23 protein-coding genes are annotated in these 26,314 nt (G+C 70.8%); 15 read left to right on the top strand and 8 right to left on the bottom strand.

Annotated elements, in window-relative coordinates; all coding sequences use genetic code 11:
* Positions 1–85: 85 nt before the first annotated feature.
* From ACFZA0_RS31455 to ACFZA0_RS31435, 5 genes are all read right to left on the bottom strand, one after another.
* The gene (locus ACFZA0_RS31455; protein WP_391023263.1) at positions 86–1,132 is read right to left on the bottom strand and encodes a dipeptide ABC transporter ATP-binding protein; all 1,047 of its coding nucleotides are present in this window, start codon (positions 1,130–1,132) and stop codon (positions 86–88) included.
* Positions 1,133–1,157: 25 nt separating this feature from the next.
* On the bottom strand, positions 1,158–2,195 hold the full coding sequence (locus ACFZA0_RS31450; RefSeq protein WP_391023261.1) for an oligopeptide/dipeptide ABC transporter ATP-binding protein: 1,038 nt from the start codon (positions 2,193–2,195) through the stop codon (positions 1,158–1,160).
* Positions 2,196–2,241: 46 nt separating this feature from the next.
* The gene (locus tag ACFZA0_RS31445; RefSeq protein ID WP_391023259.1) at positions 2,242–3,222 is read right to left on the bottom strand and encodes an ABC transporter permease subunit; all 981 of its coding nucleotides are present in this window, start codon (positions 3,220–3,222) and stop codon (positions 2,242–2,244) included.
* Between the two features lie 104 nt (positions 3,223–3,326).
* Entirely contained in the window at positions 3,327–5,060 is a 1,734-nt protein-coding gene (locus ACFZA0_RS31440; protein ID WP_391023257.1) for an ABC transporter substrate-binding protein, read from the bottom strand.
* A gap of 102 nt (positions 5,061–5,162) precedes the next feature.
* On the bottom strand, positions 5,163–6,191 hold the full coding sequence (locus tag ACFZA0_RS31435; RefSeq protein ID WP_391023255.1) for an ABC transporter permease subunit: 1,029 nt from the start codon (positions 6,189–6,191) through the stop codon (positions 5,163–5,165).
* A gap of 494 nt (positions 6,192–6,685) precedes the next feature.
* Between ACFZA0_RS31435 and ACFZA0_RS31430 the strand changes: the two genes are divergently transcribed.
* Genes ACFZA0_RS31430 through ACFZA0_RS31410 form a run of 5 tightly spaced genes read left to right on the top strand, consistent with a single transcriptional unit; the run spans position 6,686 to position 12,408 of the window.
* Entirely contained in the window at positions 6,686–8,323 is a 1,638-nt protein-coding gene (locus ACFZA0_RS31430) for an ABC transporter substrate-binding protein (RefSeq protein ID WP_391023253.1), read from the top strand.
* 54 nt (positions 8,324–8,377) lie between these two features.
* Complete coding sequence (locus ACFZA0_RS31425; protein ID WP_391023251.1) at positions 8,378–9,301, top strand: ABC transporter permease subunit; 924 nt, start codon at positions 8,378–8,380, stop codon at positions 9,299–9,301.
* On the top strand, positions 9,294–10,274 hold the full coding sequence (locus ACFZA0_RS31420; protein ID WP_391023250.1) for an ABC transporter permease subunit: 981 nt from the start codon (positions 9,294–9,296) through the stop codon (positions 10,272–10,274). Before ACFZA0_RS31425 ends, ACFZA0_RS31420 begins: the two co-directional genes overlap by 8 nt.
* Before the next feature lie 9 nt (positions 10,275–10,283).
* On the top strand, positions 10,284–11,264 hold the full coding sequence (locus ACFZA0_RS31415) for an oligopeptide/dipeptide ABC transporter ATP-binding protein (protein ID WP_391023248.1): 981 nt from the start codon (positions 10,284–10,286) through the stop codon (positions 11,262–11,264).
* Positions 11,251–12,408 carry a dipeptide ABC transporter ATP-binding protein gene (locus tag ACFZA0_RS31410; protein WP_391023246.1) on the top strand — a complete coding sequence of 386 codons (1,158 nt, stop codon included), beginning with the start codon at positions 11,251–11,253 and terminating at the stop codon, positions 12,406–12,408. Before ACFZA0_RS31415 ends, ACFZA0_RS31410 begins: the two co-directional genes overlap by 14 nt.
* Before the next feature lie 214 nt (positions 12,409–12,622).
* On the opposite strand, the gene ACFZA0_RS31405 is transcribed toward ACFZA0_RS31410, so the two are convergent.
* A complete protein-coding gene (locus tag ACFZA0_RS31405; RefSeq protein ID WP_391023244.1) occupies positions 12,623–14,737 on the bottom strand; it encodes a prolyl oligopeptidase family serine peptidase in 2,115 nt (704 codons plus the stop codon).
* Between the two features lie 179 nt (positions 14,738–14,916).
* Between ACFZA0_RS31405 and ACFZA0_RS31400 the strand changes: the two genes are divergently transcribed.
* The 8 genes from ACFZA0_RS31400 to ACFZA0_RS31365 all read left to right on the top strand — a co-directional run bounded on the left by ACFZA0_RS31400 (position 14,917) and on the right by ACFZA0_RS31365 (position 22,537).
* Complete coding sequence (locus ACFZA0_RS31400; RefSeq protein WP_391023242.1) at positions 14,917–15,111, top strand: hypothetical protein; 195 nt, start codon at positions 14,917–14,919, stop codon at positions 15,109–15,111.
* Positions 15,112–15,152: 41 nt separating this feature from the next.
* Positions 15,153–16,139: an N-acetyl-1-D-myo-inositol-2-amino-2-deoxy-alpha-D-glucopyranoside deacetylase gene (gene mshB / locus ACFZA0_RS31395; protein ID WP_391023240.1), complete on the top strand. Its 987-nt coding sequence runs from the start codon at positions 15,153–15,155 to the stop codon at positions 16,137–16,139.
* On the top strand, positions 16,136–16,558 hold the full coding sequence (locus ACFZA0_RS31390; RefSeq protein WP_391023238.1) for a DUF6113 family protein: 423 nt from the start codon (positions 16,136–16,138) through the stop codon (positions 16,556–16,558). The genes mshB and ACFZA0_RS31390 overlap by 4 nt, the downstream gene beginning before the upstream one ends.
* Positions 16,559–16,751: 193 nt before the next feature.
* The gene (locus tag ACFZA0_RS31385) at positions 16,752–18,929 is read left to right on the top strand and encodes a hypothetical protein (protein ID WP_391023236.1); all 2,178 of its coding nucleotides are present in this window, start codon (positions 16,752–16,754) and stop codon (positions 18,927–18,929) included.
* A 158-nt stretch (positions 18,930–19,087) separates the two neighbouring features.
* On the top strand, positions 19,088–20,011 hold the full coding sequence (locus ACFZA0_RS31380) for an ATP-binding cassette domain-containing protein (protein ID WP_391023235.1): 924 nt from the start codon (positions 19,088–19,090) through the stop codon (positions 20,009–20,011).
* Positions 20,008–20,751 (top strand): ABC transporter permease, encoded by a 744-nt coding sequence (locus ACFZA0_RS31375; protein ID WP_391023234.1) that lies wholly within the window; start codon positions 20,008–20,010, stop codon positions 20,749–20,751. Before ACFZA0_RS31380 ends, ACFZA0_RS31375 begins: the two co-directional genes overlap by 4 nt.
* Before the next feature lie 41 nt (positions 20,752–20,792).
* The gene (locus ACFZA0_RS31370; protein WP_391023497.1) at positions 20,793–21,926 is read left to right on the top strand and encodes a histidine kinase; all 1,134 of its coding nucleotides are present in this window, start codon (positions 20,793–20,795) and stop codon (positions 21,924–21,926) included.
* Entirely contained in the window at positions 21,923–22,537 is a 615-nt protein-coding gene (locus ACFZA0_RS31365) for a response regulator (RefSeq protein WP_391023232.1), read from the top strand. The genes ACFZA0_RS31370 and ACFZA0_RS31365 overlap by 4 nt, the downstream gene beginning before the upstream one ends.
* A 57-nt stretch (positions 22,538–22,594) precedes the next feature.
* Here ACFZA0_RS31365 and ACFZA0_RS31360 read toward each other — a convergent pair whose 3' ends face one another.
* Together ACFZA0_RS31360 and ACFZA0_RS31355 are read right to left on the bottom strand one after the other, a co-directional pair.
* Complete coding sequence (locus ACFZA0_RS31360) at positions 22,595–23,470, bottom strand: tetratricopeptide repeat protein (protein ID WP_391023231.1); 876 nt, start codon at positions 23,468–23,470, stop codon at positions 22,595–22,597.
* 30 nt (positions 23,471–23,500) lie between these two features.
* Positions 23,501–24,517 carry a GNAT family N-acetyltransferase gene (locus tag ACFZA0_RS31355; RefSeq protein ID WP_391023495.1) on the bottom strand — a complete coding sequence of 339 codons (1,017 nt, stop codon included), beginning with the start codon at positions 24,515–24,517 and terminating at the stop codon, positions 23,501–23,503.
* Between the two features lie 141 nt (positions 24,518–24,658).
* On the opposite strand from ACFZA0_RS31355, the gene fdxA reads away from it, so the two are divergent.
* Together fdxA and ACFZA0_RS31345 are read left to right on the top strand one after the other, a co-directional pair.
* Positions 24,659–24,976 (top strand): ferredoxin, encoded by a 318-nt coding sequence (gene fdxA / locus ACFZA0_RS31350; RefSeq protein ID WP_391023229.1) that lies wholly within the window; start codon positions 24,659–24,661, stop codon positions 24,974–24,976.
* Positions 24,977–25,073: 97 nt separating this feature from the next.
* The gene (locus tag ACFZA0_RS31345) at positions 25,074–26,171 is read left to right on the top strand and encodes a bifunctional succinyldiaminopimelate transaminase/glutamate-prephenate aminotransferase (protein WP_391023227.1); all 1,098 of its coding nucleotides are present in this window, start codon (positions 25,074–25,076) and stop codon (positions 26,169–26,171) included.
* Positions 26,172–26,314 lie beyond the last annotated feature (143 nt).

Here is a 26,314-nt window from a genome sequence, read left to right as displayed (position 1 = left end):
GTCCCCGGATCGGACGCTCTGGGCTCGGGTCAATGGGCCGGTGAATGTCCGTTCCTGCGGGTGGCGGCTGACCAAAGGGGGTTTGTCAGGCCGCGGCCCGGGGGTCCGTGGAGAGACGGGGGGCCGGGATGGTCTCCGCCGTCTCCGGGTGGTGGCACGCGGTCAGGTGACCGGCCTTGTCGCCCTTGACCTCGACGAGCGGCGGGGCCTCCGTCGCGCACACGTCCGTCGCCTTCCAGCAGCGGGTGCGGAAGCGGCAGCCGGACGGCGGGTTGATCGGCGAGGGCACGTCACCGATCAGACGGATGCGCTCGCGGGCCGGCGTCTCCTCCACCGTGGCCTCCGGCACCGCGGAGAGCAGCGCGCGGGTGTACGGGTGGCGGGGGTTGTTGTAGAGGTCTTCGCGGTCGGCGATCTCCACGATCTTGCCGAGGTACATGACCGCGACGCGCTGCGAGAAGTGCCGCACGATGGCCAGGTCGTGGGCGATGAAGACGAAGGCGATGCCGAGTTCGCGCTGCACCTTCTGGAGCAGGTTGACGACCTGGGCCTGGATCGAGACGTCGAGCGCGGAGACCGGCTCGTCGGCCACGATCAGCTTCGGCTCCAGGGCCAACGCCCGTGCCACACCGATGCGCTGGCGCTGACCGCCGGAGAACTCGTGCGGGAAGCGGTTGTAGTGCTCGGGGTTGAGACCCACGATCTCCAGCAGCTCCCGCACGCGCGCCTCACGGCCGCCCGCCGGGTTGATGTTGTTGATCTCCATCGGACCGACGATGATCTTGCCGACCGTCTGGCGCGGGTTCAGGGACGCGTAGGGGTCCTGGAAGATCATCTGGATCTCGGAGCGGACCGGCGCCAGCTTGGAGCGGTTGGCGTGCGCGATGTCCTGGCCCTGGTACTTGATCGAACCCGCGGTCGGTTCGAGGAGCCGGGTGATCAGGCGCCCGGTCGTCGACTTGCCGCAGCCGGACTCGCCGACCAGACCCAGGCTCTCGCCCTCGGCGACCTGGAAGTCCAGGCCGTCGACGGCCTGCACCGCGCCGACGGTGCGCCGGATCGGGAAGCCGCCCTTGATGGGGAAGTGCTTGGTCAGCCCGGAGACGTCCAGGAGGGGAGTGGTGGTGCTCATGGTCTGAATTCCCGTCTTGTGTACGTCAGATGGCCCGGCTGGCCACGAGTTCGTCGAAGAACTCGCGCTTCTGGTCCTCGGTCAGGTGGCAGGCCGCCCCGCGCCCGTCCGTCAGTTCCAGCAGCGGGCGTTCCGTGGAGCAGCGGTTGCCGTCGACCTTCTCGGCGAAGGTGCACCGGGGGTGGAAGCGGCAGCCGGTCGGCGGGTTCAGCAGCGACGGCGGGGAACCCGGGATCGGGTTGAGCGGCACGTCGACCGGGCCGTCCAGGCTCGGCATCGAACCCAGCAGGCCCCAGGTGTAGGGGTGCTTCGGCGCCGAGAGCACCTCCTTCTTGGTGCCCCGCTCCACGCACCGGCCGCCGTACATCACCAGGACGTCGTCCGCGATGTCGGCGATGACGCCGAGGTCGTGGGTGATGAAGATGATGGCCGTGCCGAACTCCTGCTGGAGGTCCTTCAGCAGGTCCATGATCTGCGCCTGCACGGTCACGTCGAGGGCCGTGGTCGGCTCGTCCGCGACCAGCAGCTCCGGGTCGCAGACCAGGGCCATGGCGATCATCGCGCGCTGGCGCATACCGCCGGAGAACTGGTGCGGGTAGTCGTCCACCCGCACGTCCGGCTGCGGGATCCCCACCCGGCGCAGCATCTCGATCGCCCGGGTCCGGGCCTCCTTCTTGGAGGCGCCGGTGTGCTTGCGGTACGACTCGCTGATCTGCTTGCCGACGGTGTGGTACGGCGACAGCGACGCCAGGGCGTCCTGGAAGATCATCGACATCTTGTTGCCGCGCAGCCGCTCCATCTCCCGCTCGGAGGCGGTCAGCAGCTCCTTGCCGTCGAGGAGGATCTCGCCCTCGATGGCGGTGTGGTCGGGGTCGTGCAGACCCAGGATCGTCAGGTTCGTGACCGACTTGCCGGAACCGGACTCACCGACGATGCCGAGGGTCTTCCCCTTGAGCAGGTCGAACGAGAGCCCGTCGACGGCCTTGACGGTGCCGTCCTCGGTCGAGAAGTGAACCTTGAGATCCCTGACGGACAGGAAGGGCTGCTGATCGGTGCTCGTCACGGGGGACGCTCCTGGGGGTGATGCGGGGGGTGGGGGCTTGCGGAGGTCAGGCGAGCCGGATCCGCGGGTCGATGAGGGCGTAGACCGCGTCGACGATGATGTTGAAGAAGACGATCGCGCCGGCGGACAGCAGCGTCACACCGAGCAGCATGGGCAGGTCGCTCTTGTCGACCGAGTCCACTGCCAGGCGGCCGATGCCCTGCATGCTGAAGGTGGTCTCGGTGATGATGGCGCCACCGATCAGGGTACCGAGGTCGATACCGAACACCGTCACGATGGGTCCCATGGCACCGCGCCACGCGAACCGGAAGAACACGTTGGCGCGGGACAGGCCCTTGGCGCGGGCCGTGCGCACGTAGTCCTCGCTGAGCTGCTCGACGAGCTGGGAGCGGGTCATACGCGTGTAGTTCGCGGTGAAGATGATCGCGAGCGTCAGCCACGGCAGGAGCAGGCCGGACATCCAGGCCAAGGGGTCCTGCGTGATCGGTGTGTACGACGGCTGGTCGAGGATGCCGAGCTTGGACACGAAGAAGAACATCGCGATGTAGCCGACGAAGTAGATCTGGAGCGAGGAGCCCAGCAGCGAGAGGGAGCTGGCGACCTTGTCGAGCCACTTGCCCTGCTTGACGGCGGCGAGCATGCCGGCGCCGATGCCCAGGATCAGGAAGACCACGGCCGCGCCGAACGCCAGCGAGAGGGTCAGCGGCAGGCGGTCCAGGATCGTGCCGAGGACGGGCTCGCTGTTGGCGAACGAGTAACCGAGGCACGGGGCGTTGCAGAAGCCGTAGCCGCCGTAGTCGCGCCCGACGAACATGCCCTTGAGCCACATCCAGTACTGAACCGGGATGGGGTGGTCGATCCCCATGTTGTGCCGGATCACTTTCAGGGCGGCCGGGGTGCAGTTCTTGCCGCACGACATCATCGCGGGGTCACGCGGGACGGCGTAGAACAGCCAGAAGGTGATGGCACTGATGATCAGCAGGATCACCAGCGCGCCGAGGACTCGGCGGACGAGGAAGCGGGGCATGGGGGCGTGACTTTCCGGACGGGGCGCCGTCGCCGGGGGTGAGGGGGGTTGGAGCCGGGGACGCCCCCGGGGACCTGTGGGTCCCCGGGGGTGCCTAGCGCTGCTTAGCCCTTGACGTAGAGCTTGCAGAGGGCGATGCCGGTGTTGCCGGCGTCGTACACGACGTTTCCGACCTTGGATCCGTACATCCAGTTGCGGATGGCGTGGTAGTCCGGGACGCACGCGCCGAGCTTCATGATCTGCTCGTCGATGTTGCCCCAGGCGGCGTTCGCCTTGTCGACGTCCGTCTCGGCGGTGGCGGCCGCGATCGCCTTGTCGACGCTCGCGTCCTTCAGCTGGGCGTAGTTGCTGCGCCCGTCGCCGATGTTGTCGCCGTCCCAGCAGGGGTAGAACACGGAGTAGCCGGACGGCCAGTCGGGGCTCCAGCCCGCGGCCATCAGGTCGAAGCCGTTGTCGACCTTGCCGATCTGCGTGTAGAAGGTCGACTTGTCGATCTGCTTGTTGACGACGGTGAAGCCACCGGCCTCAAGCGCGTTCTTGATCGCGACGGCCTGCTTCACGGCGTTGTCCGACTGCTGGTACGCGATGACCAGCTTCTGGCCGGTCTTGCCGGCCTCCTTCAGGAGCGCCTTGGACTTCTCCGGGTTGCCGCCGGGCTTGGCCTTCACACCGTAGAGGTCGAAGTCCTTGTAGCCGGGGGTGACCGGGGAGAAGATCGTGGTCGCCAGCTCGCTGGTGGAGGCACCACCGCGAATGGTCTGGAGCTGCTGGTGCGGCCAGGCCCAGTTGATGGCCTGACGGACCTTGACGTCCGTGATGCGCTTGGTGTTGATCGGCCAGTAGTACGTGACCGGGTCGACCTGGGTCAGCACGCGCTTCTTGTACGTGGCGTTGGTGAGGACCTGGGCGATGCGCTCGGCCGCGACCTCGTTGAAGATCGCCATCGCGTACTGGTCGTTGCCCTTGTCCGCGATGAAGCGGTCGGTCGACGCCAGCGGCTGGAAGCCGAACTGGAAGAGGAACTTGTCCGGGTAGGCGTTGCGGATCGGGTCCGTCTTCGCGTCCCAGTGCTCGTTGCGCACGTAGGTCATCGACTTGCCGACCGAACGGCTCTGGATCTTGTACGGGCCGCACGACTTCGGCGACTTGTCGTACTTCTCCTTGGTGTCGAACTTCTTGCCGACCAGGGAGTAACCGCGCATGGCGAGCGTGAAGTTGAAGTCGGCGTGCGCCTCCTTCAGACGGAAGGTGACGGTCTTGCCGTCGATCTCGATCGAGTCGAGGTTCTTGCCGTCGTAGGGGCCCTTGTACTTGTCGCCGCCCTCGAGCCAGTCCTGGACGTAGCGGGGACCCTCGGTCACGAACGAGGCGAAGAGGCGCTCGAAGGTGTGACGGACGTCGTCCATGGAGAGGTCGGAGCCGTCCTCCCACTTGATGCCGTCCTTCAGCGTGAAGACCCAGGTCTTGCCGCCGTCCTTGACGGTGCCGGCGTCCGTGGCCGCGTCGCCGACGAGGGTCGCGTTGCCCTTGTCGTCGATCTTGTAGCCGGTGAGGCCACGCATGATCGGGACGGTGATGAGGCCCTCGGTGGAGACGTAGATCTGCGCCGGGTCCAGGTGGTCCATGTCGAACTGGTCGAGCGAGTAGACCGTGCCGCCCTTGACCGCGCCGGCGACCTCGGGCGCCGGGCCCGTGGAGTCGGACTTGGTGCCGACCGGGATGTTCTGGGTCTTGGCCTTGCTGACGTCCGGGACGCTGCTCTTCGACGAGTTGCTGTCGCCGCTGCCACAGGCGGTCAGCACGGACGACGACGCCGCGACGACACCGGTCGCGATCATGAAGTTTCTACGGGAGAAGGACACAGTGAGCCTACCTGTAGGGGTGAACGGGCACGTACTGACCAGCCGGACGTCGTTGAACCGGGCCGGAAGGGGCAGGAGCTATCGCTTGGACTTCGGGTCGAGCGCGTCGCGCACCGAGTCGCCGAGCAGGTTGAAGGCGAGGACGAAGATCACCATCGAGATGCCCGGGAAGAGCATGAAGGTGATGTCCTGCGTGTAGAACTGGGCTCCGCGCTGGATCATGACGCCCCAGTCGGGGGTCGGGTCGATGATGCCGACGCCGAGGAAGGCGAGGCCCGCCTCCGCGGTCACGAAGGCCGGAAGCATGAGCGTGGACTGGATGATGATCGGGGTCCACAGGTTCGGCAGCAGTTCCTTGAACACGATGCGCCGTGGGGACGCACCCGTGACCTTGGCCGCCTCCACGAACTCCCGCTCGCGCAGACCGAGTACCTGGCCGCGCAGCAGGCGGGCGATGGACGCCCAGCCGAACGCGGACAGCACGAGGATCAGCGAGATCGCGCGCAGCGAGGTCGGGATGTTCTCGTCGGGGGCGACGAAGAGCCCGTAGATCACCGGCATGAAGGCGATGAAGAACAGGGTGGACGGGAACGACAGCAGGATGTCGATGATCCGGCCCACGAGGTAGTCCGTCTTGCCGCCCAGGTAACCGGCGGTGATGCCGACGACGACACCCGCGACCGTGGTCAGCAGGGTGGCGGCCACGGCGATGCCGAGCGACGTGCGGATGCCGTAGATCAGGAACGTGAAGACGTCACGGCCGAGCTGCGGCTCGATGCCGAACCAGAACTGCGAGCTCATGCCGCCGTTCGCACCCGCCGGGTAGGCGAAGGGGTCGAGCAGGCTCGGGTCCTGGCTGGCGTACGTCGTGTACGGGTTCTTGCCGTAGAGCTTCGCGATCAACGGGGCGCATATCGCGACGACGAAGAAGAAGATCACGATGCAGGCCGATATGACGCCCGTCCGGTCCCGCTTGAAGCGGGTCCAGGCGAGGCGCCCGGGGGAGCGGCTTTCGTTGCCCTTGAGGGTGGAGGGCGACGGCGACGGTTCGACGTTGTCGTCGGTCACCTCAAGCGGGGCAGCCGCTGATGGAGTTGGGGGGGTCATGGTGCTCCTGGCCCAAGGGAGGGTCTGATGACTCCGCAGGGCACGCTCCCCTACGGGCTACGCCGGACTTTTTCAACGCAATTCATTCAAGGTCAATAAATTCTCGGTCACCTTGGGTTTGTCTTTACCTTTTTTGCTTCTGCTTGACCGATCCGTAGTGACACGCGTAGCGCCCTGTGATGCGTCCGTGTCCAAATTCGGGCCAACGGAACTAAACGGGCAAGAAGTTCGATATGCGGACGTCGGTGTATCGAAATCTGTACGTCCGGGGGTCGGTGTGGGGCGGTCTCGTGTCGGATCGCATCGATCTGTTGCGCGACACAACGAAGTCCTCCCAGGGGCGCCCCGATCGTCCTTGTTTGCCTGCATTCGGATGGCTCAACCCCCCGAAAGGCGGGATGCCGTGTGCGGTAGGTGGCTTACGGGCCGATATTGGCCGTTAAGGACCGGTGCCATGGCGCCGGTGGCACGGCGCAGTCACGAGGAGGCACTCCATGCGTGGAGCCACACACGCCAAATGGGTCGCGTGCGCGGCGGCGACCGCACTGGCGGCCACCGCCTGCGGGGGCGGGGGAAGCAGCAGCGGCGGCGGCGGTGACGGCAGCGGGGTGCTCAGCTCGTCCTGGGGCGACCCGCAGAACCCGCTGGAGCCGTCGAACACCAACGAGGTGCAGGGCGGCAAGGTCCTCGACATGATCTTCCGCGGGCTCAAGCGGTACGACCCGAAGAGCGGCAAGGCCGAGGACATGCTGGCCGAGAAGATCGACACCTCGGACTCGCAGAACTTCACGATCACGATCAAGGACGGCTGGAAGTTCAGCAACGGGCAGGCCGTCACCGCCCAGTCCTTCGTCGACGCCTGGAACTACGGCGCGAGTCTGAAGAACAACCAGAAGAACGCCTACTTCTTCCAGTACATCGACGGCTACGACAAGGTCCACCCCGAGGACGGCTCGAAGCAGACCGCCCAGACGCTGTCCGGGCTCAAGGTCACCGATGCCAAGACCTTCACGGTCAAGCTCAGCCAGAAGTTCTCGACGTTCCCCGACACCCTCGGCTACGTCGCCTACGCGCCGCTGCCCAAGTCGTTCTTCACCGACCACGCCGCCTGGCTGAAGACGCCGGTCGGCAACGGGCCGTACAAGATCGAGTCGTACACCAAGGGCTCGCAGATGTCCCTGCGCAAGTGGGACGGGTACGACGGCGACGACAAGGCGCAGAACGGCGGTGTGGACCTCAAGGTCTACACGGACAACAACACCGCCTACACCGACCTCATGGCCGGAAACCTCGACCTGGTCGACGACGTCCCCGCCTCGCAGCTCAAGAACGTCAAGAGCGACCTCGGCGACCGGTACATCAACACCCCGGCCGGCATCATCCAGACCCTCGCCTTCCCGTTCTACGACAAGAACTGGAACAAGAGCGGCTCGGAGAAGGTCCGCAAGGGCCTGTCGATGGCGATCAACCGCGACCAGATCACTGACACGATCTTCCAGAAGACCCGCACCCCCGCCACCGACTGGACCTCGCCCGTCCTCGGCAAGGAGGGCGGCTTCAAGGACGGGCTGTGCGGCGAGGCCTGCGACTACAAGCCCAGCGAGGCCAAGAAGCTGGTCGAGGAGGGCGGCGGGCTGCCCGGCGGCCAGGTCAAGATCACGTACAACGCGGACACCGGCTCGCACAAGGAGTGGGTCGACGCGGTCTGCAACTCCATCAACAACGCCCTCGACAACGACAAGGCGTGCGTGGGCAGCCCCGTCGGCACCTTCGCGGACTTCCGCAACCAGATCACCGAGAAGAAGATGTCGGGGCCGTTCCGGGCGGGCTGGCAGATGGACTACCCGCTGATCCAGAACTTCCTCCAGCCGCTCTACTACACCAACGCCTCCTCCAACGACGGGCATTGGTCCAACAAGCAGTTCGACTCCCTGGTCAACAAGGCCAACGCCGAGTCCGACACCGCCAAGGCCGTCGACCTGTTCCAGCAGGCCGAGGGTGTGCTCCGGGACAACATGGGCGCCATCCCGCTCTGGTACCAGAACGGCAGCGCCGGCTACTCGGACCGGCTGTCCAACGTCGCGCTCAACCCGTTCAGCGTGCCGGTCTACAACGAGATCAAGGTCGGCTGACCCGCGCCGGGGCGGCCGCCGCGACGGGGCCGCCCCCCGAACCCCGGAGGCACCGTGGGACGGTATGTGATCCGGCGTCTGCTGCAGATGATCCCGGTCTTCATCGGCGCCACCCTGCTGATCTTCCTGATGGTCAACGTGATGGGCGACCCCATCGCCGGACTGTGCGGCGACAAGACGTGCGACCCGGCGACGACCGCGCAGCTGCAGAAGGAGTTCGGCCTCGACAAGCCCGTGTGGCAGCAATACCTCACCTACATGGGCAACGTGTTCACCGGCGACTTCGGCACCGCGTTCAACGGACAGAAGGTCACCGAGCTGATGGCGACCGCGTTCCCGGTCACCATCCGGCTGACGATCGTCGCCATCGTCATCGAGATCGTCGTCGGCATCACGCTCGGCGTGATCACCGGACTGCGCCGCGGCAGCGCCGTCGACACCTCGGTGCTGCTGCTCACCCTCGTCGTCATCTCGGTGCCGACCTTCGTCACCGGTCTGCTGCTCCAGCTCCTGCTGGGCGTCGAGTGGGGCTGGATCAAGCCGTCGGTCTCCACCGAGGCGACCTTCGGCGAACTGATCGTGCCCGGACTCGTCCTCGCGTCGGTCTCCCTCGCCTACGTCACCCGCCTCACGCGTACGTCCATCGCCGAGAACCGGCGCTCCGACTACGTGCGCACGGCCGTCGCCAAGGGGCTGCCCCGGCGCCGGGTGATCGTGCGTCACCTGCTGCGCAACTCCCTCATCCCGGTCGTCACGTTCATCGGCACCGACATCGGGGCGCTGATGGGCGGCGCCATCGTCACCGAGCGGATCTTCAACATCCACGGCGTCGGCTTCCAGCTCTACCAGGGCATCCTGCGGCAGAACACGCAGACCGTCGTCGGCTTCGTGACGATCCTCGTCCTCGTCTTCCTGGTGGCCAACCTGATCGTCGACCTCCTGTACGCCGTACTCGACCCGAGGATCCGCTATGCCTGACCAGCCCTACGAACCCGATGGCGCCATCGCCGGGACCGGCATGGGCGGCGCCATGGACCTCGCCACGAGCGAGGCGACCAGTGTGGGCGGCGAGCCCGGCGGCCCCCAGGGGACCGGCGCGCAGGAGAAGGCGCGCAGCCTGTGGTCCGACGCCTGGCACGACCTGCGCCGCAACCCCGTCTTCATCATCTCGGCGCTCGTCATCCTCTTTCTTGTCGTCATCTCCATCTGGCCCTCGCTGATCGCGTCCGGCAACCCCCTCAAGTGCGACCTCTCCAAGGCGCAGGAGGGCTCCCAGTCCGGGCACCCGTTCGGCTTCGACAACCAGGGCTGCGACGTCTACACCCGTACCGTCTACGGCGCCCGCACCTCCGTGACCGTCGGCGTGCTGGCCACCCTCGGGGTCGCGATCCTCGGGTCGGTGCTCGGCGGCCTCGCCGGGTTCTTCGGCGGCACGGGCGACTCGGTGCTCTCCCGGATCACCGACATCTTCTTCGCCATCCCCGTGGTCCTCGGCGGCCTGGTGCTGCTGTCCGTGGTCACCAGCAACACGGTGTGGCCCGTCATCGGGTTCATGGTGCTGCTGGGCTGGCCGCAGATCTCCCGCATCGCGCGCGGCTCGGTCATCACCGCCAAGCAGAACGACTACGTGCAGGCCGCCCGCGCGCTCGGCGCCTCCAACTCCCGGCTGCTGCTGCGGCACATCACCCCGAACGCGGTCGCGCCGGTCATCGTCGTGGCGACCATCGCGCTCGGCACCTACATCTCGCTGGAGGCGACCCTGTCGTACCTCGGCGTGGGCCTCAAGCCGCCCACCGTGAGCTGGGGCATCGACATCTCCGCCGCCTCCGGCTCCATCCGGCAGGCCCCGCACATGCTGCTGTGGCCGGCCGGCGCGCTGGCGATCACCGTGCTCGCGTTCATCATGCTCGGCGACGCGGTGCGCGACGCCCTCGACCCGAAGCTGAGGTGAGCCGCCGTCATGCTGCTCGAAGTACGCGACCTACAGGTCGAGTTCCACACCCGGGAGGGTGTCGCCAAGGCCGTCAACGGCGTCAACTACGCGGTGGACGCCGGTGAGACGCTCGCCGTGCTCGGCGAGTCGGGCTCCGGGAAGTCCGTCACCGCGCAGGCCGTGATGGGCATCCTCGACATCCCGCCGGGCCGGATCGCCGGCGGCGAGATCCTCTTCAACGGCCGCGACCTGCTCAAGCTGAAGGAGGAGGAACGCCGGAAGATCCGCGGCGCCGAGATGGCGATGATCTTCCAGGACGCGCTGTCCTCCCTCAACCCCGTGCTGTCCGTGGGCGACCAGCTCGGCGAGATGTTCACCGTGCACCGCGGGATGTCCCGCAAGGAGGGCCGCGCCAAGGCCGTCGAACTGATGGACCGTGTCCGCATCCCGGCGGCCCAGGAACGGGTGCGGCAGTACCCGCACCAGTTCTCCGGCGGCATGCGCCAGCGCATCATGATCGCCATGGCGATGGCGCTGGAGCCCGCCCTGATCATCGCGGACGAGCCGACCACCGCCCTCGACGTCACCGTCCAGGCCCAGGTCATGGACCTGCTCGCCGAGTTGCAGCGCGAGTACAACATGGGGCTCATCCTCATCACCCACGACCTCGGCGTCGTCGCGGACGTCGCCGACCGCATCGCGGTGATGTACGCCGGCCGCATCGTGGAGTCCGCGCCCGTCCACGACATCTACAAGGCGCCCGCGCACCCCTATACGAAGGGGCTGCTCGACTCGATCCCGCGCCTCGACCAGAAGGGCCAGGACCTCTACGCGATCAAGGGCCTGCCGCCCAACCTGCTGCACATCCCGAAGGGCTGCTCCTTCCACCCGCGCTGCCCGATGGCGCAGGACATCTGCCGCTCGGTCGACCCGCCCCTGGCGGAGGTCGCCGAGGGACGCCGCAGCGCCTGCCACTTCTGGAAGGAGACGCTCGATGCGTCACGATGAGCACGGCTCCCGCCGTGCGGCCCGCTCGGAGGGCGACGAGGCGCGGCGGCTGCTCGACAAGGCGCGCGCCGAGTCCGAGTTCGCCGCCCACGGGGCCCGCGGCGGACAGCCGCCGATCCTCGAGGTGCGCGGCCTGGTCAAGCACTACCCGCTGACCCGGGGCATCGTCTTCCGCAAGCAGGTCGGCGCCGTCAAGGCCGTCGACGGCGTCGACTTCGCCCTCGGCGCGGGCGAGACCCTCGGCATCGTGGGGGAGTCGGGCTGCGGCAAGTCGACCGTCGCCAAGATGCTCGTCAACCTGGAACGTCCCACGTCCGGCGAGATCCGGTACAAGGGCGAGGACATCACCAAGCTGTCCGGCCGGGCCCTCAAGGCGGTGCGCCGCAACATCCAGATGGTCTTCCAGGACCCGTACACCTCGCTCAACCCCCGGATGACGGTGGGCGACATCATCGGGGAGCCGTACGAGATCCATCCCGAGGCGGCGCCCAAGGGCGACCGGCGCAAGCGGGTGCAGGAACTGCTCGACGTGGTCGGCCTCAACCCCGAGTACATCAACCGCTACCCGCACCAGTTCTCCGGCGGCCAGCGCCAGCGGATCGGCATCGCCCGCGGACTGGCCCTGCGCCCCGAGATCATCGTCGCGGACGAACCGGTCTCCGCGCTCGACGTGTCGGTGCAGGCGCAGGTGATCAACCTGATGGAGCGGCTGCAGAACGAGTTCGAGCTGTCGTACATCTTCATCGCGCACGACCTGTCGATCGTGCGGCACATCTCCGACCGGGTCGGCGTCATGTACCTCGGGCGGATCGTGGAGACCGGGCGCGACGAGGAGATCTACGAACACCCCACGCACCCCTATACACAGGCGCTGCTGTCGGCCGTGCCGGTGCCCGACCCCGAGGCGCGCGAGCACCGGGAGCGGATCATCCTCACCGGTGACGTCCCCTCGCCCACCAACGTGCCCTCCGGGTGCCGCTTCCGCACCCGCTGCTGGAAGGCGCAGGAGCGGTGCGCGCGGGAGGAGCCGGTGCTCGCCGTGCCGGCCGCGTTCCGCGACACGACGGGGCCCGCGGCGCACGACTCGGCCTGCCACTTCGCGGAGGAGAAGCAGGTCGTACCGCCGGAGGACGCGACGGCATAACGGGACGGAAGGGCATCAATCGCGTTAACACGCAGGCAACTTCACGGAAGCGGTTCCGATATACGGACGCGTCAGTCTGAACAACGTACGGCCGTGCGGGTGCCGTAAAACAGGCCGGGACGCGCCATGTCGTCCCGGCCTGTTTTCTGCCCGCGCGCGCCCCGACCGGCGGCGCCGCCCGCGCGGCCCCGGCCGCCGGCCGTGGTGCGGGACGTCAGTCCGTGCCCAACGCCCGCTTCAGGAAGTCCACTTGGAGCAGCAGCAGGTTCTCCGCCACCTGTTCCTGCGGGGTCATGTGCGTGACGCCCGACAGGGGGAGGACCTCGTGGGGGCGGCCCGCCGCGAGGAGGGCCGACGACAGGCGCAGGGAGTGGGCCACGACCACGTTGTCGTCCGCGAGGCCGTGGATCACCATCAGGGGGCGGTGCGGGGCCTCCGGGGACACCAGGCCGTCGTCCGTCACCAGTGAACTGCGCTCGTACGCGGCCGGGTTCGTCGCCGGGTCGCCCAAGTAGCGCTCCGTGTAGTGGGTGTCGTAGAGCCGCCAGTCCGTGACCGGGGCGCCCGCGATGCCGGCGTGGAAGACGTCCGGGCGGCGCAGTACCGCGAGGGCGGCGAGGTAACCGCCGTACGACCAGCCGCGGACGGCCACCCGGGAGAGGTCGAGGGGGTGCTCGGCGGCGAGGGCGTGCAGGGCGTCCACCTGATCGTCGAGGGTGCGGGTGAAGTCCTCGTGGACCGCCTTCTCCCAGGCGGGCGAGCGGCCGGGGGTGCCCCTGCCGTCCGCGACCACCACCGCGAAGCCCTGGTCCGCGAACCACTGTGACGTCAGGTGCGCGTTGTGCGCCGCGACCACCCGGCGGCCGTGCGGACCGCCGTACGGATCCATCAGAACGGGCAGGGGATTGTCACCGTGGTAGTCCTTCGGCATAAGCAGGGCGCACGGGACGCGCCGTGCGCCCCCCTGGGTGAGCGTCACGCGCGGGGTCAGGCCGGGATCCGCCGCGTGGGACACCACCGGGACGGGGCGCCCGCCCTCCCGGAGCACCAGCGCCCGGGTGCCGGGGCGGTCCGGCGTCGCCGACACCAGGACCGTGACGCCGCCCGAGCGGACCGCCGTGTGGACGCCGGGCTCCTGCGAGATCCGTTCCACACCCAGCTCGCTGACCCGGTAGACGTGCGTCTCCCCGATCTCCGGGTCCTTCGCCTCCTCGCCCGCCGACGCCGTGACGAGGACGTCGTCCGCCGTCACGGACAACACCGCGTGGAGGTGCAACTGGGGCCCGGTCAGCGGGCGTTCGCCCACCACGAGGACCCGTGCGCCGGCCTCGTCGGTGATCCGCACGAGCTGTCCCGACGGGCTCCAGCAGGGCACCCCAGGGAAAAGATCAAGCCATTGTGGATCTTCGTCGGCGTGCACCGTGCGGGTCGTCCCGGACGCGGTGTCCACCGCGAGGCAGAGCTGGCCGCGCTGGTCACGGGCCTGCACCAGGAGAAGCGGGGCCCCCGCCCCTGACCAGTGCACATGCGCCAGATACGGATACCGCTCCCGGTCCCACAGGACCTCCGTGCGGGTCCCGTCGAGGTCCGTCAGGAACAGCCGCACCTCCGCGTTGGGGGTGCCCGCCGCCGGGTACGCCACCTGCTGCGGAGCCTGCTCCGGGCGGGCCGGGTCGGCGATCCACCAGCGCCGTACCGGGGTGTCGTCGGCCCTGGCCACCAGCAGCCGGTCCGAGTCCGGCGACCACCACAGCCCGCGTGTGCGCCCCATCTCCTCTGCGGCGACGAACTCCGCCAGTCCGTAGGTGACTTGTTCCGACTCCGGCTCCGCGAGCGCCCGGTCGCCCGCGCCGTCCGCGCCGACCACCCGCAGCGCGCCCCGCGCGACGTACGCGACGAGACGGCCGTCGGGGGAGGGGCGCGGGTCGATCACCGGCCCGGGGACGGTGAGTTCACGGGTCGTGCCCGCCCGCAGCTCACTCACGAAAAGCCGCCCTGACAAGGCGAAAGACGCCAACTCCACCGTCGCGTCGGTCGCGTAGCCGATCACGCCCGCGCCGCCCTCCCGGGTGCGCTCCCGCCGCGCCCGCTCCTCGGGCGACAGCCGCTCCAGCGTGCCGCCCAGCAGGCCGCCCGGGTCCGCCGCGAGGCGTTCGCGGCCGTCCGCCGGGTCCAGGGTCCACAGGGCGCCCGCCCGGTCCGTACCGGAAGCGGAGCGCAGGAACACGACACGGGAGCCGTCCGGTGCCACGGTGAACGCACGGGGCGCGCCCAGGGTGAACCGCTGTGTACGGGCCTGCCGTCGGGGAAATGAGTCAGCCTCGGTCATGCCCCGACCATATTGGCCATGCGCCCCCTTGTGCGGCTGTGCGCCGATCGATGCGCGCGTACGGATAGTTATGATCACTAGCGCACAGTGGGTATGAACCGGGTGCCCGGCTGTGTGGACCTGTATGCCCCCGTAGTCCGAACTCCCCTTGTCCCTGGGATCTTTGGAGGTGAGCCGCCGTGGCACTCTCGATTTCGGCGGTAGTGCTGCTGGCGATCATCGTCTTCATTCTGGTCAAGAAGTCAGGCCTGAAGGCGGTGCACGCCATCATCTGCGTGCTCCTCGGGTTCTATCTGGCGTCGTCGACCATCGCGCCCACGATCAACGACCTGACGACGAACATCGCCAGCATGATCGGCAGCATCAAGTTCTGACCCGTCACGGACGCGGGGTGCCCGCCTCGTAGGCTTGGACCATGACGGAACTGCCCGCCCGGCGTCTGCTCCTGGTGCACGCGCACCCGGACGACGAGTCGATCAACAACGGCGCCACCATGGCCGCGTACGCGGCCACCGGCGCCGGGGTGACCCTGGTCACCTGCACGCTCGGTGAGCGCGGCGAGGTCGTCCCCGCCGCGCTTCGCCATCTCACCGGCGCGGCGCTCGGCGCCCACCGCCGCGGGGAGCTGGCCGACGCCATGGCGGAGCTGGGCGTCCTCGACGTCCGCCTGCTCGGCGGCGCCGGCCGTTACCGGGACTCCGGGATGATGGGCCTGCCCGACAACGACGAGCCCGACACCTTCTGGGGCGCCGACCTCGACGAGGCGGCCGGTCATCTCGTCGAGGTGGTCCGCGAGGTACGCCCCCACGTCCTGGTCACCTACGACCCCGACGGCGGCTACGGCCACCCCGACCACATCCAGGCCCACCGCGTCGCCATGCGCGCCGCCGACCTGGCCGCCGACGAGCGGTTCCGCCCCGAACTGGGCGTGCCCTGGCGCATCCCCAAGGTCTACTGGAACCGCGTCCCGCGCACCGTCGCCGAGGCGGCCTTCGCGCGGCTGGACCGGGACCTGCCCGGCCTGCCCTTCGAACGGGCCGCCACCGTCGGAGACGTCCCCGGCGTCGTCGACGACGAGCGGATCACCGCGGCGGTCGACGGCACCGCCCACGCCGCCGCGAAGGCCGCCGCGATGCGCGCGCACGCCACCCAGATCACCGTCGCCGAGCCGTACTTCGCGCTCTCCAACGACCTTGCCCAGCCCCTGTTCACCACCGAGTACTACGAGCTGGTGCGCGGCGCGGCCGGGGCGGCGCCGGGGGAGCGGGAGGGCGACCTGTTCGCGGGCGTCCACGACGACCCGGACGCCGACACCGGGTTCCGGGACGACGACCCGGACGCCGGCCCGGACGGCCCCGGTCCGTCCGCCGGCACCGACGCCGAGGAAGGCACCGCACGATGACCACGAACCGACCCGACCGCGGTGCCGCGCTCGCGCAGCCGATCCGCCCGCCGTCGGCGGGACGGGCCGCCGCCTGCCTCGGCCTCCTCGTGCTGGGCGCGGTGGCCGGCGTCGCCGGGGCGCTGCTCCAGGACGCCTGGTTCCCCGGCGGGCTGCTGCTCGCCCTCGGCGGCGAGGCCGGGCTGCTGCTCGCGGGCGCCGCCCTGCTGCGCGGCCGGGCCGGGGCGGTCGCGCCCGCCGCCGGCTGGATGATCACCGTCATCCTGCTGACCGCCAGCCGTCCCGAGGGGGACTTCATGTTCGCCGCGGGCGGGGGCTCCTACCTCTTCCTGCTCGGCGGCATCGCCGTCGCTGTGATGTGCGCCACCCTCGCGCCGGTATGGCGGTCGGGCGCAGCCCCCGTCCGCCCCGGCACGTGACAGAACTTTCCGCCATGTCGCGTCTGTGCGGGTCCGGCGAGGGTTTCCTGGGCGGTCGTGGGATAGGCGTTGGCGATGGCCAGTATGGTGGTGCCGCCGCCGAGCCTCCCCCGGCCCTCGGCTTCGCCCGAGCAGGGGGGACCCCCAGCGTGAGGTCGATACGGGCGGCGGAGCCAATCCGGGAGAACCTGCCTTGAGTCGTGAAACTGACACTCCGTCCCCCGGGCCCCACGGGTCCGGCGGAGCCTCGTACCCCTCGGGGACCCCGCCGTACGGCACCCCGACGACTTCCGGCGACGGTGCGGACGCGGGCCGTTCGGCCACGCAGCCGGAGGAACGCAAGACCGAGACCACGCTGACGACCCGCATCCGGATCAACATCCCCGGATCACGGCCCATCCCGCCGGTCGTCATGCGCACCCCCGTCGCCGACGCCGAGGGCACCGACGAGCCGGGCGCCGGCACTCCCGCGCCGGGCCCCGAGGCCTCCGCCCCGGCCGAGGCACCCGCCGCCGAGACACCGGCACCGGGCGCCGAGGACAAGACGAGCGACTGGTTCGCGCCCCGCAAGGGCGGCGCGCCCGGCAAGGGCGGCCAGGGCTCCGGGTCCACCAACGGGGCCGGACTGCCCGGCGGTTCGCCCGCGCCCGGCACCTCCGCGCCCGCCCCCGGCACGCCCGCCCCCGGCACGGGCGGCGGCGCGCGCGCCGGTGTCGTCGGCGCCATGGGCGTCACCGGCGGCCCCCGCCCCGGCGGCACCAACGGCGCGGGCCTGCCCGGCGCGACCGGCGGCCCGGTGGCACCCGGCCACGGAGGCGGCACCGGTTCCTTCGACGTCACCGAGGCGCTCGCCTCCGGACCGCTCGGCAACGGCGCGGCCCCCACCCCGCCCGGCCCGGCCGCACCCGGTGAGCCCCGCCGCGACGACCTGCCGTACTTCGCCGAGAACTACCCGGACGACGGCACCGGCACCCCGAACGGCTTCGCCGGTCCGGCCGAGGGACAGGGCGGCCCCGGCGCCCCCCAGGGTCCCGGCGGTCCGCAGGGTTCCGGCGGCCCGTTCGGCGGCGGCCAGGGCCCCGCCGGCCCCACCGGCGGCCCGGTCACCGGTGACGGCCCGCTCGCACCGAACCTCGGCGGCGCCCCCGCGCGCGGTCCACGCCCGGTGCCCGGCGGCGGCCTCAGCGACGACACCGCGATCCTGACCCCGCAGGTCCAGGCCCCCGAACCGCCGGACGGCCACGGCTACCTGGCACCCCAGGACAACGTCTCCGGACAGACCCTCACCAGCGGCATCCCCGTGGTGCCCCCGGCCGGGAACACGCCCTTCGCGCCCGGCGCCCACCCCGACGGCCCGCTGCCGCACACCCCGCCCCGGCAGCCCGAGCCGCCGGCCCAGGCCGCCGCGCCCGCCGCCGCACCCCGCAAGAAGAAGGGGCGCAGCAAGCTCGCCCTGCTCGTCGGCGGTCTCGTCGTGATCGGCGGAGTGGCGTACGGCGCGGGCCTGTTGATGAACCACTCCGACGTGCCCAAGGGCACCACCGTGCTCGGCGTGGACATCTCCGGCACCCGCGACGACGCCGTGAAGAAGCTCGACGACGCCTTCGGCGGCCGGGTCGACCAGAGCCTCAAGCTGTCGGTCGACGGGAAGACGGTCGAGATCAAGCCCGACCAGGCCGGGCTCCAGCTCGACGACCAGGCCACCGTCCGCAACGCCGCCACCAGCGACTACAACCCCGTCTCGGTCATCGGCTCGCTGTTCGGCAACCACCGTGTCGTCGCCCCCGTCATGCCCGTCGACGAGGAGAAGCTGCGCTCCGCGCTGCAGAGCGCCAGCGGCGGCGCCGGGTCGGTGACCGAGGGCGGCATCAAGTTCGAGTCCGGCAAGGCCGTCGCCGTGTACGGCAAGGCGGGCAAGGGCATCGACGTCGACCAGTCGGTCACGAAGGTCGAGGACGCCTACCGGGCGCAGGTGGAGACCGGCACCGCCCCGGCCGTGCAACTGGCCACCACCAGCCGCAAGCCCACGGTGTCCGACGCCGAGGTCGACCGGATGATGAAGAAGTTCGCCGAGCCGGCGATGTCCGCCACCGTCACCGTCCAGACCGACGCGGCGCACTCGGTGTCGTTCAGCCCCCAGAACTCGCTGTGGCAGTTCCTCGGCGTGAAGGCGCAGGACGGCAAGCTCGTCGAGTACTACGACAAGACGGCGCTGGAGAAGCTGTACGGCGGCACCTTCGACGGGGTGACCGTCAGCCGGGGCACCGGGCAGAAGACGGCCGTCACCGTCGAGGACGTCATCAGCGCCCTGCGCCCGGCCCTGCTCAGCACCACCGACCGCGTGGGCGTCATCGACACCGACCCCAACTAGGTTCTCCCGCAGGTCGACCGAAGGGGCACCCGGCCGTCGCCGGGTGCCCCTTCCGCGTACCCGGCGCCCGTGTCACCCCGCGCGCATGACATCTGTCATCCGGCACTCGGGATGTCCGGCACTGCCGGGCACCCGGCCCCCGCGGACACCATGGACACATGACGACGACAGGGGTGGCCACCACCGAGGTGGTCCGGTTCGACCGGGTGAGCAAGATCTACGGGGACGTACGGGCGGTGGACGGGCTGACGCTCGCGCTGCACCCGGGGGAGACGGTGGCCCTGCTCGGGCCCAACGGCGCGGGCAAGTCGACCACCCTCGACCTGCTGCTCGGCCTCAAGCAGCCCGACGAGGGCACGCTGCGCGTGTTCGGCGAGAGCCCGCGTCAGGCGATCGTCGGCGGACGGGTGGGCGCCATGCTGCAGAGCGGCGGCCTGATGGACGAGGTCACCGTCGCCGAGATGGTGCGCCTGGCGTGCAGCCTGCACCCGCGGCCGTACCCGGTGCAGGACGTGATGGCGCGGGCCGGGGTCGACCGGATCGCCGACCGCAAGGTCAACAAGCTCTCCGGCGGCCAGGCCCAGCGGGTGCGCTTCGCGCTCGCCACCGCCGGCGACAGCGACCTGGTCGTCCTCGACGAGCCGACCACCGGCATGGACGTCTCCGCCCGGCAGGCCTTCTGGGCCACCATGCGCGAACAGGCCGACCAGGGCCGCACCGTGCTCTTCGCGACGCACTACCTCGAAGAGGCCGACGCCATCGCCGACCGCGTGCTCGTGCTGCACCGGGGCCGGCTCCTCGCCGACGGCACCGCCGCCGAGATCAAGGCCAAGGCCGGCGCCCGCCGCGTCGCCTTCGACCTGGAGGGCGAGATCGACGAGACGCCGCTGCGCGCCCTGCCGTTCCTCACCTCCGTCGACATATCGGGCCAGACGGTCCGCATCCAGTCCACCGACGCCGATGCGACCGTGCACGCGCTGTACGGGCTCGGCGTCTACCCCCGCAACCTCGAAGTCGCCGGGCTCGGTCTCGAGCAGGCGTTCGTGGCCATCACCGAGGCCGAGGAGGCCAGGCAGTCGTGAATGCTCTCGTGAAGCTCGAACTCGTCCGCGCGCTGCGCAACCGCAAGTTCCTCTTCTTCTCTGTGGTCTACCCCTCCGCGCTGTTCCTGCTGATCGCGGGCAGCTCCGACAGCTCGACCACCGTCGACGGCACCGGGGGCCTGAGCCTGCCGACCTACTTCATGGTGTCCATGGCGTCCTTCGGCGCCCTGACCGCCGTCCTCATGGGCAACAGCGAACGCATCGCGAAGGAGCGGGAGGGCGGCTGGGTACGGCAGTTGAGGCTCACCACGCTGCCGGGCCGCGGCTACGTCCTCGCGAAGACCGCGAGCGCGGCGGTCGTGAGCCTGCCGTCGATCGTGATCGTCTTCGTGGTGGCCGCGGTGGTCAAGGACGTCCGGCTCGACGCCTGGCAGTGGTTCGCGCTCACCGGCGCGATCTGGGCCGGCAGCCTCGTCTTCGCGGCGCTCGGCGTCGCCATCGGCTACCTCGCGAGCGGGGACGCGGTCCGCCCGATCACGATGATCGTCTACTTCGGGCTGTCCATGCTCGGCGGTCTGTGGATGCCCGCGACCAGCTTCCCCGACTGGCTCCAGAACATCGCCAAGTGGCTGCCCACCCACGCGTACGCTGCCCTGGGGCAGGCGATCGAGCGCAGCCAGGCCCCGCAGGCCAAGGACCTCGCCATCCTGGTCGTCTCGTTCGTCGTGTTCGCGGGCGGTGCGGCCTGGCTGTACCGGAAGGACACGCTGAAGGCGTGAGCATCGGCATCGGGCAGCGTCCCGTCAACCGCAGGCAGACGATGGTCAAGTCGCTGTGGACCGCCATCTGGCTGGTCTACCTCAGCGCCCCCGTCACGGACCTGCTGTGGGGCGACCACGGCACCGTGGGGACGGTACTGGGGTGGTGCGGTCTCACCGCCTTCGTCTGCGGGTACATGCTCCTGGTCTTCCGTACCGGGCGGGGCGAGCGCAACGAGTGGGTGATCGGCTCGCTCGTCGGACTGGCCGCCGGTTCCACGGCGCTGGTCCTCACCCTGGGCGAGAGCTGGCTGGTGCTGTTCGTGTACGTCTCCATCGCCTCCGGGGCGGCCCTGCCGCTCCGGCTGGCGCGGTGGGCGCTTCCCGTGACGGCCGCGCTGATGGCCGCCCTCGCGTTCGTCGTCCCCGACGGCGGCGACGACCTCCTCGCGCTGCTGATCCCCGCCCTGCTGGGCGGTGCCGCGATGACCGGCGTCCGCCAACTGCTGCGCACCACCATCGCGTTGCGGGAGGCGCGGGCCACCGTCGCGCAGCTCGCCGCCAACGAGGAGCGGCTGCGGCTCGCCCGCGACCTGCACGACCTGCTCGGCCACTCCCTGTCCCTGATCACGCTGAAGAGCGAGCTGGCCGGCCGGATGCTGCCGGCCCGGCCCGAGGACGCGGCCCAGCAGGTCGCGGACATCGAACGCGTCTCGCGCCAGGCCCTGGTGGACGTCCGCGAGGCCGTCACCGGCTACCGCAGGCCCCGCCTGGCCAGTGAACTCGCGGGCGCACAGGTTGCGTTGACGGCTGCCGGGGTCGTCGCCGAGCTGCCCGCGGAGCCGGACACGCTGCTCGACGGCGTGGACGAGGACGCCGAGTCCGCGCTGGCGTGGTCGCTGCGCGAGGCGGTCACCAACGTCGTCCGGCACAGCGGCGCCAGGCGCTGCACGGTGGAACTGCTGCGCCGCCAGACCCTCGACGGGCCGGTGCTCGAACTGTCCGTGGAGGACGACGGCTCCGGCACGGGTCCCGGGGCGGGCGCGGGCGGCGGTCCCGGCAACGGGCTCACGGGACTGCGCGAGCGCTTGGAGAAGGCCGGCGGGACGCTCGACGCGGGCCGCGTCCGGCGAGGTTTCCGGCTGGTCGCCCGGGTCCCCGCGCCGGCTCCGGCGGACGTAGTATCCGGGGCATGAGCGCACCGATCAAGGTCCTCCTCGCCGAGGATCAGTCGATGGTCCGCGAGGCCCTGGCCGCCCTGCTCGGCCTGGAGGAGGACATCGAGGTCGTCGCCCAGGTGGCCCGCGGCGACGAGGTCCTCGACGCGGCCCGAGCCCACGACGTGGACGTGGCGCTGCTGGACATCGAGATGCCCGGCGCCACCGGCATCGAGGCCGCGGCCCAGGTGCACCGCGCGCTGCCCGGGGTCAAGCTCGTCGTCCTGACCACGTTCGGCCGGCCCGGCTATCTGCGCAGCGCCATGGAGGCGGGCGCCGACGCGTTCCTCGTCAAGGACGCCCCGGCGGCCCAACTCGCCGCCGCCGTACGGAAGGTGCTGGCCGGGGAGCGGGTCATCGACCCGACGCTGGCAGCCGCCGCGCTCGCCGGGGGAGCCAACCCGCTGACCGACCGCGAGCGCGAGGTGCTGCGCGCGGCGTCCGACGGCTCCACCAACGCCGAACTGGCCGCCGCGCTGCACCTGTCGCAGGGCACCGTGCGCAACTACCTGTCGGTCGCCATCCAGAAGCTCGCCGTCCGCAACCGTGCGGAGGCGGTTCGCGCGGCGCGCGAGAAGGGGTGGCTGTAGGGGGCGTCGCCCCTCACCGGGCGGTGCCGCGCCGGCCGTCGGCGCGTGCGCGCGGCGTCAGTTGAGCAGCGCCCTGGCGGCTCGGGCCTGTGCGCGGATCCGGTCCGCGGCCGGTTCGTCCACCGCGGCCAGCACATCGGCGTAGGCGTCGAGTTCGGCCGCGCCCGACACGAACGCGCCGCTCGCCACCAGGATCTGGGCGCGCTCGTAGCGCAGGCGTGCCGGGTGCGACGGCAGCAGCAGGGACAACTCCACGGCCCACAGCGCCACTTCGGCGCACTCGGGGCGGGCCGCCGCCCACGCGCGGATGTTGTTCAGGATGCGCAGCACCACGTCCAGCGGGTCGGCCGGGGTGAACACCGTGGGGTCGGGAGCCGTCCCTGTCAGGCCCGCCACCAGTGACCGGGCGTCCGCGCCCGACAGCAGTCGTCCGCCGTCGAACGGATCGGCCAGGACCCGCCCCGCGAGGGGGTCGCCGGCGTCGCCCGTGGCCGGTCCGAAGCCCACGACGAAGTGGCCGGGCAGCGCCACCCCGAACACCGGGGCGCCGGCCCGCCGGGCCACCTCGGTCCACACGACGGACAGCAGGATCGGCAGCCCGCGTCCGCGGCGCAGCACCTCGTGCAGCAACGACGACTCCAGGTACCGGTAGTCGGCCGGCCTGCCGCCGAACCCCCGCCGTGTGCCCAGCAGTTCGCGCACCGCCGTCGCCCACTGGCGGGGGCCGCCCGGCCGGAACGGCAACTGCCCGGCCAGCTCGTCCAGTTCGAGCTGCGCCGCGTCCATGGCCGTGTCGTCGAGGGACCCGTCGGCCACCGCGCCGATCAGCAGGCACAGTTCGGACAGGTCGGGCCGTTCGGAGCGCGCCTCCTCGGCGAACCGGCGCCGCAGCCGCGCGGACCGTTCCGGCGAGGGGGGTCGGGGCGTACGCATGTCGGATCGGTGGCCTCTCGCCGGGGACCGCTACCGGCCGCTGCCGGACGGGTCCGGTTCACGGTAGTGGTGGTAGGAGTGGTGCGCGGCGAAGCCGAGGCCCGCGTACAGGGCCAGCGCACCGGTGTTCTCCGACTCGACCTGGAGCCATCCCGCCGAGGCGCCCTCCTCCAGTGCCCGCGCGGCGAGCGCCGCGAGCACGTCGGTGGCGAGCCCGCGCCGCCGCAGCGCCGGGTCCACCTCGACCGCCGAGAAACCCGCCCAGCGCCCGTCCACCACGCACCGCCCGATCGCCGCCGGGAGCGCCCCGGGCCCGTCGCCCGGCACCGTCGCGAACCACACCGAGGGACCGCTGCCCAGCACCTTGAGCGCCACCTCGCCGAGCCCCTTGCGCTGGTAGCGCGCGAGCCACGCCTCGTCCGGCCGCCGGGCGAGTGCCACGGGGGTGCGCTCCTCGCGGTCGGCCAGGGGCGCCAGGGCACCGGTCCACACCTCGGCGCTCACCTCGCGCCACCACCCGCGCCGCTCCAGCTCCGCGCAGAGCACCTCCTCGGTGCCCTCGCCCCCGGTGGCCGTCTGCACGTACGCGGGCTGCCCGCGCCCGGCGTACCAGGCGCGCACGGCGGCCAGCGCGTCGTCGAGCGGCAGTCCGGGATCGCCCAGCGGCAGCACGGAGTTGGCGCGCCGCGTGTAGCCGGACGCGGCGCGCAGTTCCCACTCGCCGAGCCGCTCGCTCTCCACCGGCCGCCAGGACCGTGCCGCGACACGCGCGATCTCCTCGTACGAGGCGGCGGGGCCCCGGCGCCGGGCCGGCGCGGGGGGCACCACCTTGCCCGCCACCAGCGCCGTTTCCGGAATGCGGACGGTCCGCCCGTCCTTGCGTGTGATCAACAGCACACCGTCGTCCCACGATGCGAGAACACCGACCGTGTCAGTGAATTTCGAGCCCGGCGTGCCAGGCTCTGCACTGCGTCGTACGGATACTCGTTTCCCCACGTCACCAGCGGTGACGCGGACCACGAGACGACCTGCCGCGGAGAATTCCACAGGTCTGCTCACCCCTCCTGTTCGGATCGTGCCCAGGAACGGAGATACTAGGGAACGGGCATCGACGACGCCGCGCTCCCGCGCGCCAGGCGGCGGAGCCTGAGGAGGCCCGCCGGCGCCCTATCGAGGAGGAACGACAGCGTGACCTACGTCATCGCGCAGCCTTGTGTCGACGTCAAGGACAAGGCGTGCATCGAAGAGTGCCCGGTCGACTGCATCTACGAGGGCAAGCGGTCCTTGTACATCCACCCGGACGAATGTGTCGACTGTGGAGCCTGTGAGCCGGTCTGCCCGGTGGAGGCGATCTTCTACGAGGACGACACTCCGGAGGAGTGGAAGGAGTACTACAAGGCGAACGTCGAGTTCTTCGACGAGCTCGGCTCGCCCGGTGGTGCCAGCAAGCTCGGACTGATCGAGCGCGACCACCCCTTCGTCGCGGCCCTGCCCCCGCAGGCCTGACGAACGCGGGTCCGCGTCCGTGCCGCCTCGGTCCCGTACGGCCTGTCCGCCGTACGGGACCGAGGCGTTTGCCGTCCTAGAAAGTGAGCCAGAAACCGTGTCCGCAGTATCCGACCGCCTGCCCGCCTTCCCGTGGGACAGGCTCGCGCCCTACAAGACCACGGCCGCCGCGCATCCCGGCGGCATCGTCGACCTGTCGGTCGGCACGCCCGTCGACCCCGTGCCCGAGCTGGTGCAGAAGGCGCTGGTGGGCGCCGCGGACTCGCCGGGCTATCCGACCGTGTGGGGCACGCCCGAACTGCGTGACGCGATCAGCGGCTGGGTCGAACGCAGGCTCGGCGCCCGGGGTATCACGCACCGTCACGTGCTGCCCGTCGTCGGTTCCAAGGAACTCGTCGCCTGGCTCCCGGTGCAGCTCGGTCTCGGCCCCGACGACGTGGTGGCCTACCCCCGGCTGGCCTACCCGACGTACGAGGTCGGCGCCCGGCTGGCCGGCGCGCGGTACGTGGCGTACGACGACCCGACCGAGCTCGACCCGGCGAACCTGCGGCTGCTGTGGCTCAACTCCCCGTCGAACCCGACCGGGCGGGTGCTCGCCAAGGACGAACTGACCCGGATCGTGGCCTGGGCGCGCGAGCACGGCGTCCTCGTCCTGTCCGACGAGTGCTACCTCGAACTGGGCTGGGAGGCCGAGCCGGTCTCGGTGCTGCACCCGGACGTCAACGGCGGCTCGCTGGACGGTCTGGTGGCCGTGCACTCGCTGTCGAAGCGGTCCAACCTGGCCGGTTACCGGGCCGCGTTCGTGGCCGGCGACCCCGCCGTGCTCGCGCCGCTCCTGGAGATCCGCAAGCACGGCGGCATGATGGCGCCCGCGCCCACGCAGGCCGCGATGGCGGCGGCGCTCGGCGACGACGCGCACGTGGCCGAGCAGCGCGAGCGCTACGCGGCCCGCCGTGCGGTGCTGCGCGACGCGCTGCTGGCGCACGGCTTCCGCATCGAGCACAGCGAGGCCAGCCTCTACCTGTGGGCGACCCGCGACGAGTCCTGCTGGGACACCGTGGCGCACCTCGCGGAGCGCGGCATCCTGGTCGCGCCGGGCGACTTCTACGGGCCCGCTGGCGACCGCTTCGTCCGCGTGGCCCTCACGGCCACCGACGAGCGCGTACGGGCCGCGGTGGCACGCCTGGGGGCGTAGCGGCACACGGCGGTGGGGGGGGCGGCGGGGACCCCGGGCCCCCCCCCCCCCGCGCGGGGGGGGGGGGGGGGGGCCCCGGGCGCCCCCCCCCCCCGGGGGGGCCGCGGGGGGGGGGGGGCGCGGGGGCCCCCCCCGCGGGGGGC

Source organism: Streptomyces sp. NPDC008150 (genome assembly GCF_042956945.1).
Lineage (GTDB): Bacteria > Actinomycetota > Actinomycetes > Streptomycetales > Streptomycetaceae > Streptomyces.
Note: the sequence above shows the minus strand (reverse complement) of the source record. Positions and strands in the feature narration are given on the sequence as shown.

Coding starts and splice junctions, on each gene's coding strand:
- ACFZA0_RS31360 (WP_391023231.1), bottom strand. CDS start 23,470: ATGCGTACGCCCCGACCCCCCTCGCCGGAACGGTCCGCGCGGCTGCGG.
- ACFZA0_RS31410 (WP_391023246.1), top strand. CDS start 11,251: ATGCGTCACGATGAGCACGGCTCCCGCCGTGCGGCCCGCTCGGAGGGC.
- ACFZA0_RS31430 (WP_391023253.1), top strand. CDS start 6,686: ATGCGTGGAGCCACACACGCCAAATGGGTCGCGTGCGCGGCGGCGACC.
- ACFZA0_RS31435 (WP_391023255.1), bottom strand. CDS start 6,191: ATGACCCCCCCAACTCCATCAGCGGCTGCCCCGCTTGAGGTGACCGAC.
- ACFZA0_RS31455 (WP_391023263.1), bottom strand. CDS start 1,132: ATGAGCACCACCACTCCCCTCCTGGACGTCTCCGGGCTGACCAAGCAC.
- ACFZA0_RS31440 (WP_391023257.1), bottom strand. CDS start 5,060: ATGATCGCGACCGGTGTCGTCGCGGCGTCGTCGTCCGTGCTGACCGCC.
- ACFZA0_RS31405 (WP_391023244.1), bottom strand. CDS start 14,737: ATGACCGAGGCTGACTCATTTCCCCGACGGCAGGCCCGTACACAGCGG.
- mshB (WP_391023240.1), top strand. CDS start 15,153: ATGACGGAACTGCCCGCCCGGCGTCTGCTCCTGGTGCACGCGCACCCG.
- ACFZA0_RS31365 (WP_391023232.1), top strand. CDS start 21,923: ATGAGCGCACCGATCAAGGTCCTCCTCGCCGAGGATCAGTCGATGGTC.
- ACFZA0_RS31370 (WP_391023497.1), top strand. CDS start 20,793: ATGGTCAAGTCGCTGTGGACCGCCATCTGGCTGGTCTACCTCAGCGCC.
- ACFZA0_RS31420 (WP_391023250.1), top strand. CDS start 9,294: ATGCCTGACCAGCCCTACGAACCCGATGGCGCCATCGCCGGGACCGGC.
- ACFZA0_RS31445 (WP_391023259.1), bottom strand. CDS start 3,222: ATGCCCCGCTTCCTCGTCCGCCGAGTCCTCGGCGCGCTGGTGATCCTG.
- ACFZA0_RS31390 (WP_391023238.1), top strand. CDS start 16,136: ATGACCACGAACCGACCCGACCGCGGTGCCGCGCTCGCGCAGCCGATC.
- ACFZA0_RS31380 (WP_391023235.1), top strand. CDS start 19,088: ATGACGACGACAGGGGTGGCCACCACCGAGGTGGTCCGGTTCGACCGG.
- ACFZA0_RS31415 (WP_391023248.1), top strand. CDS start 10,284: ATGCTGCTCGAAGTACGCGACCTACAGGTCGAGTTCCACACCCGGGAG.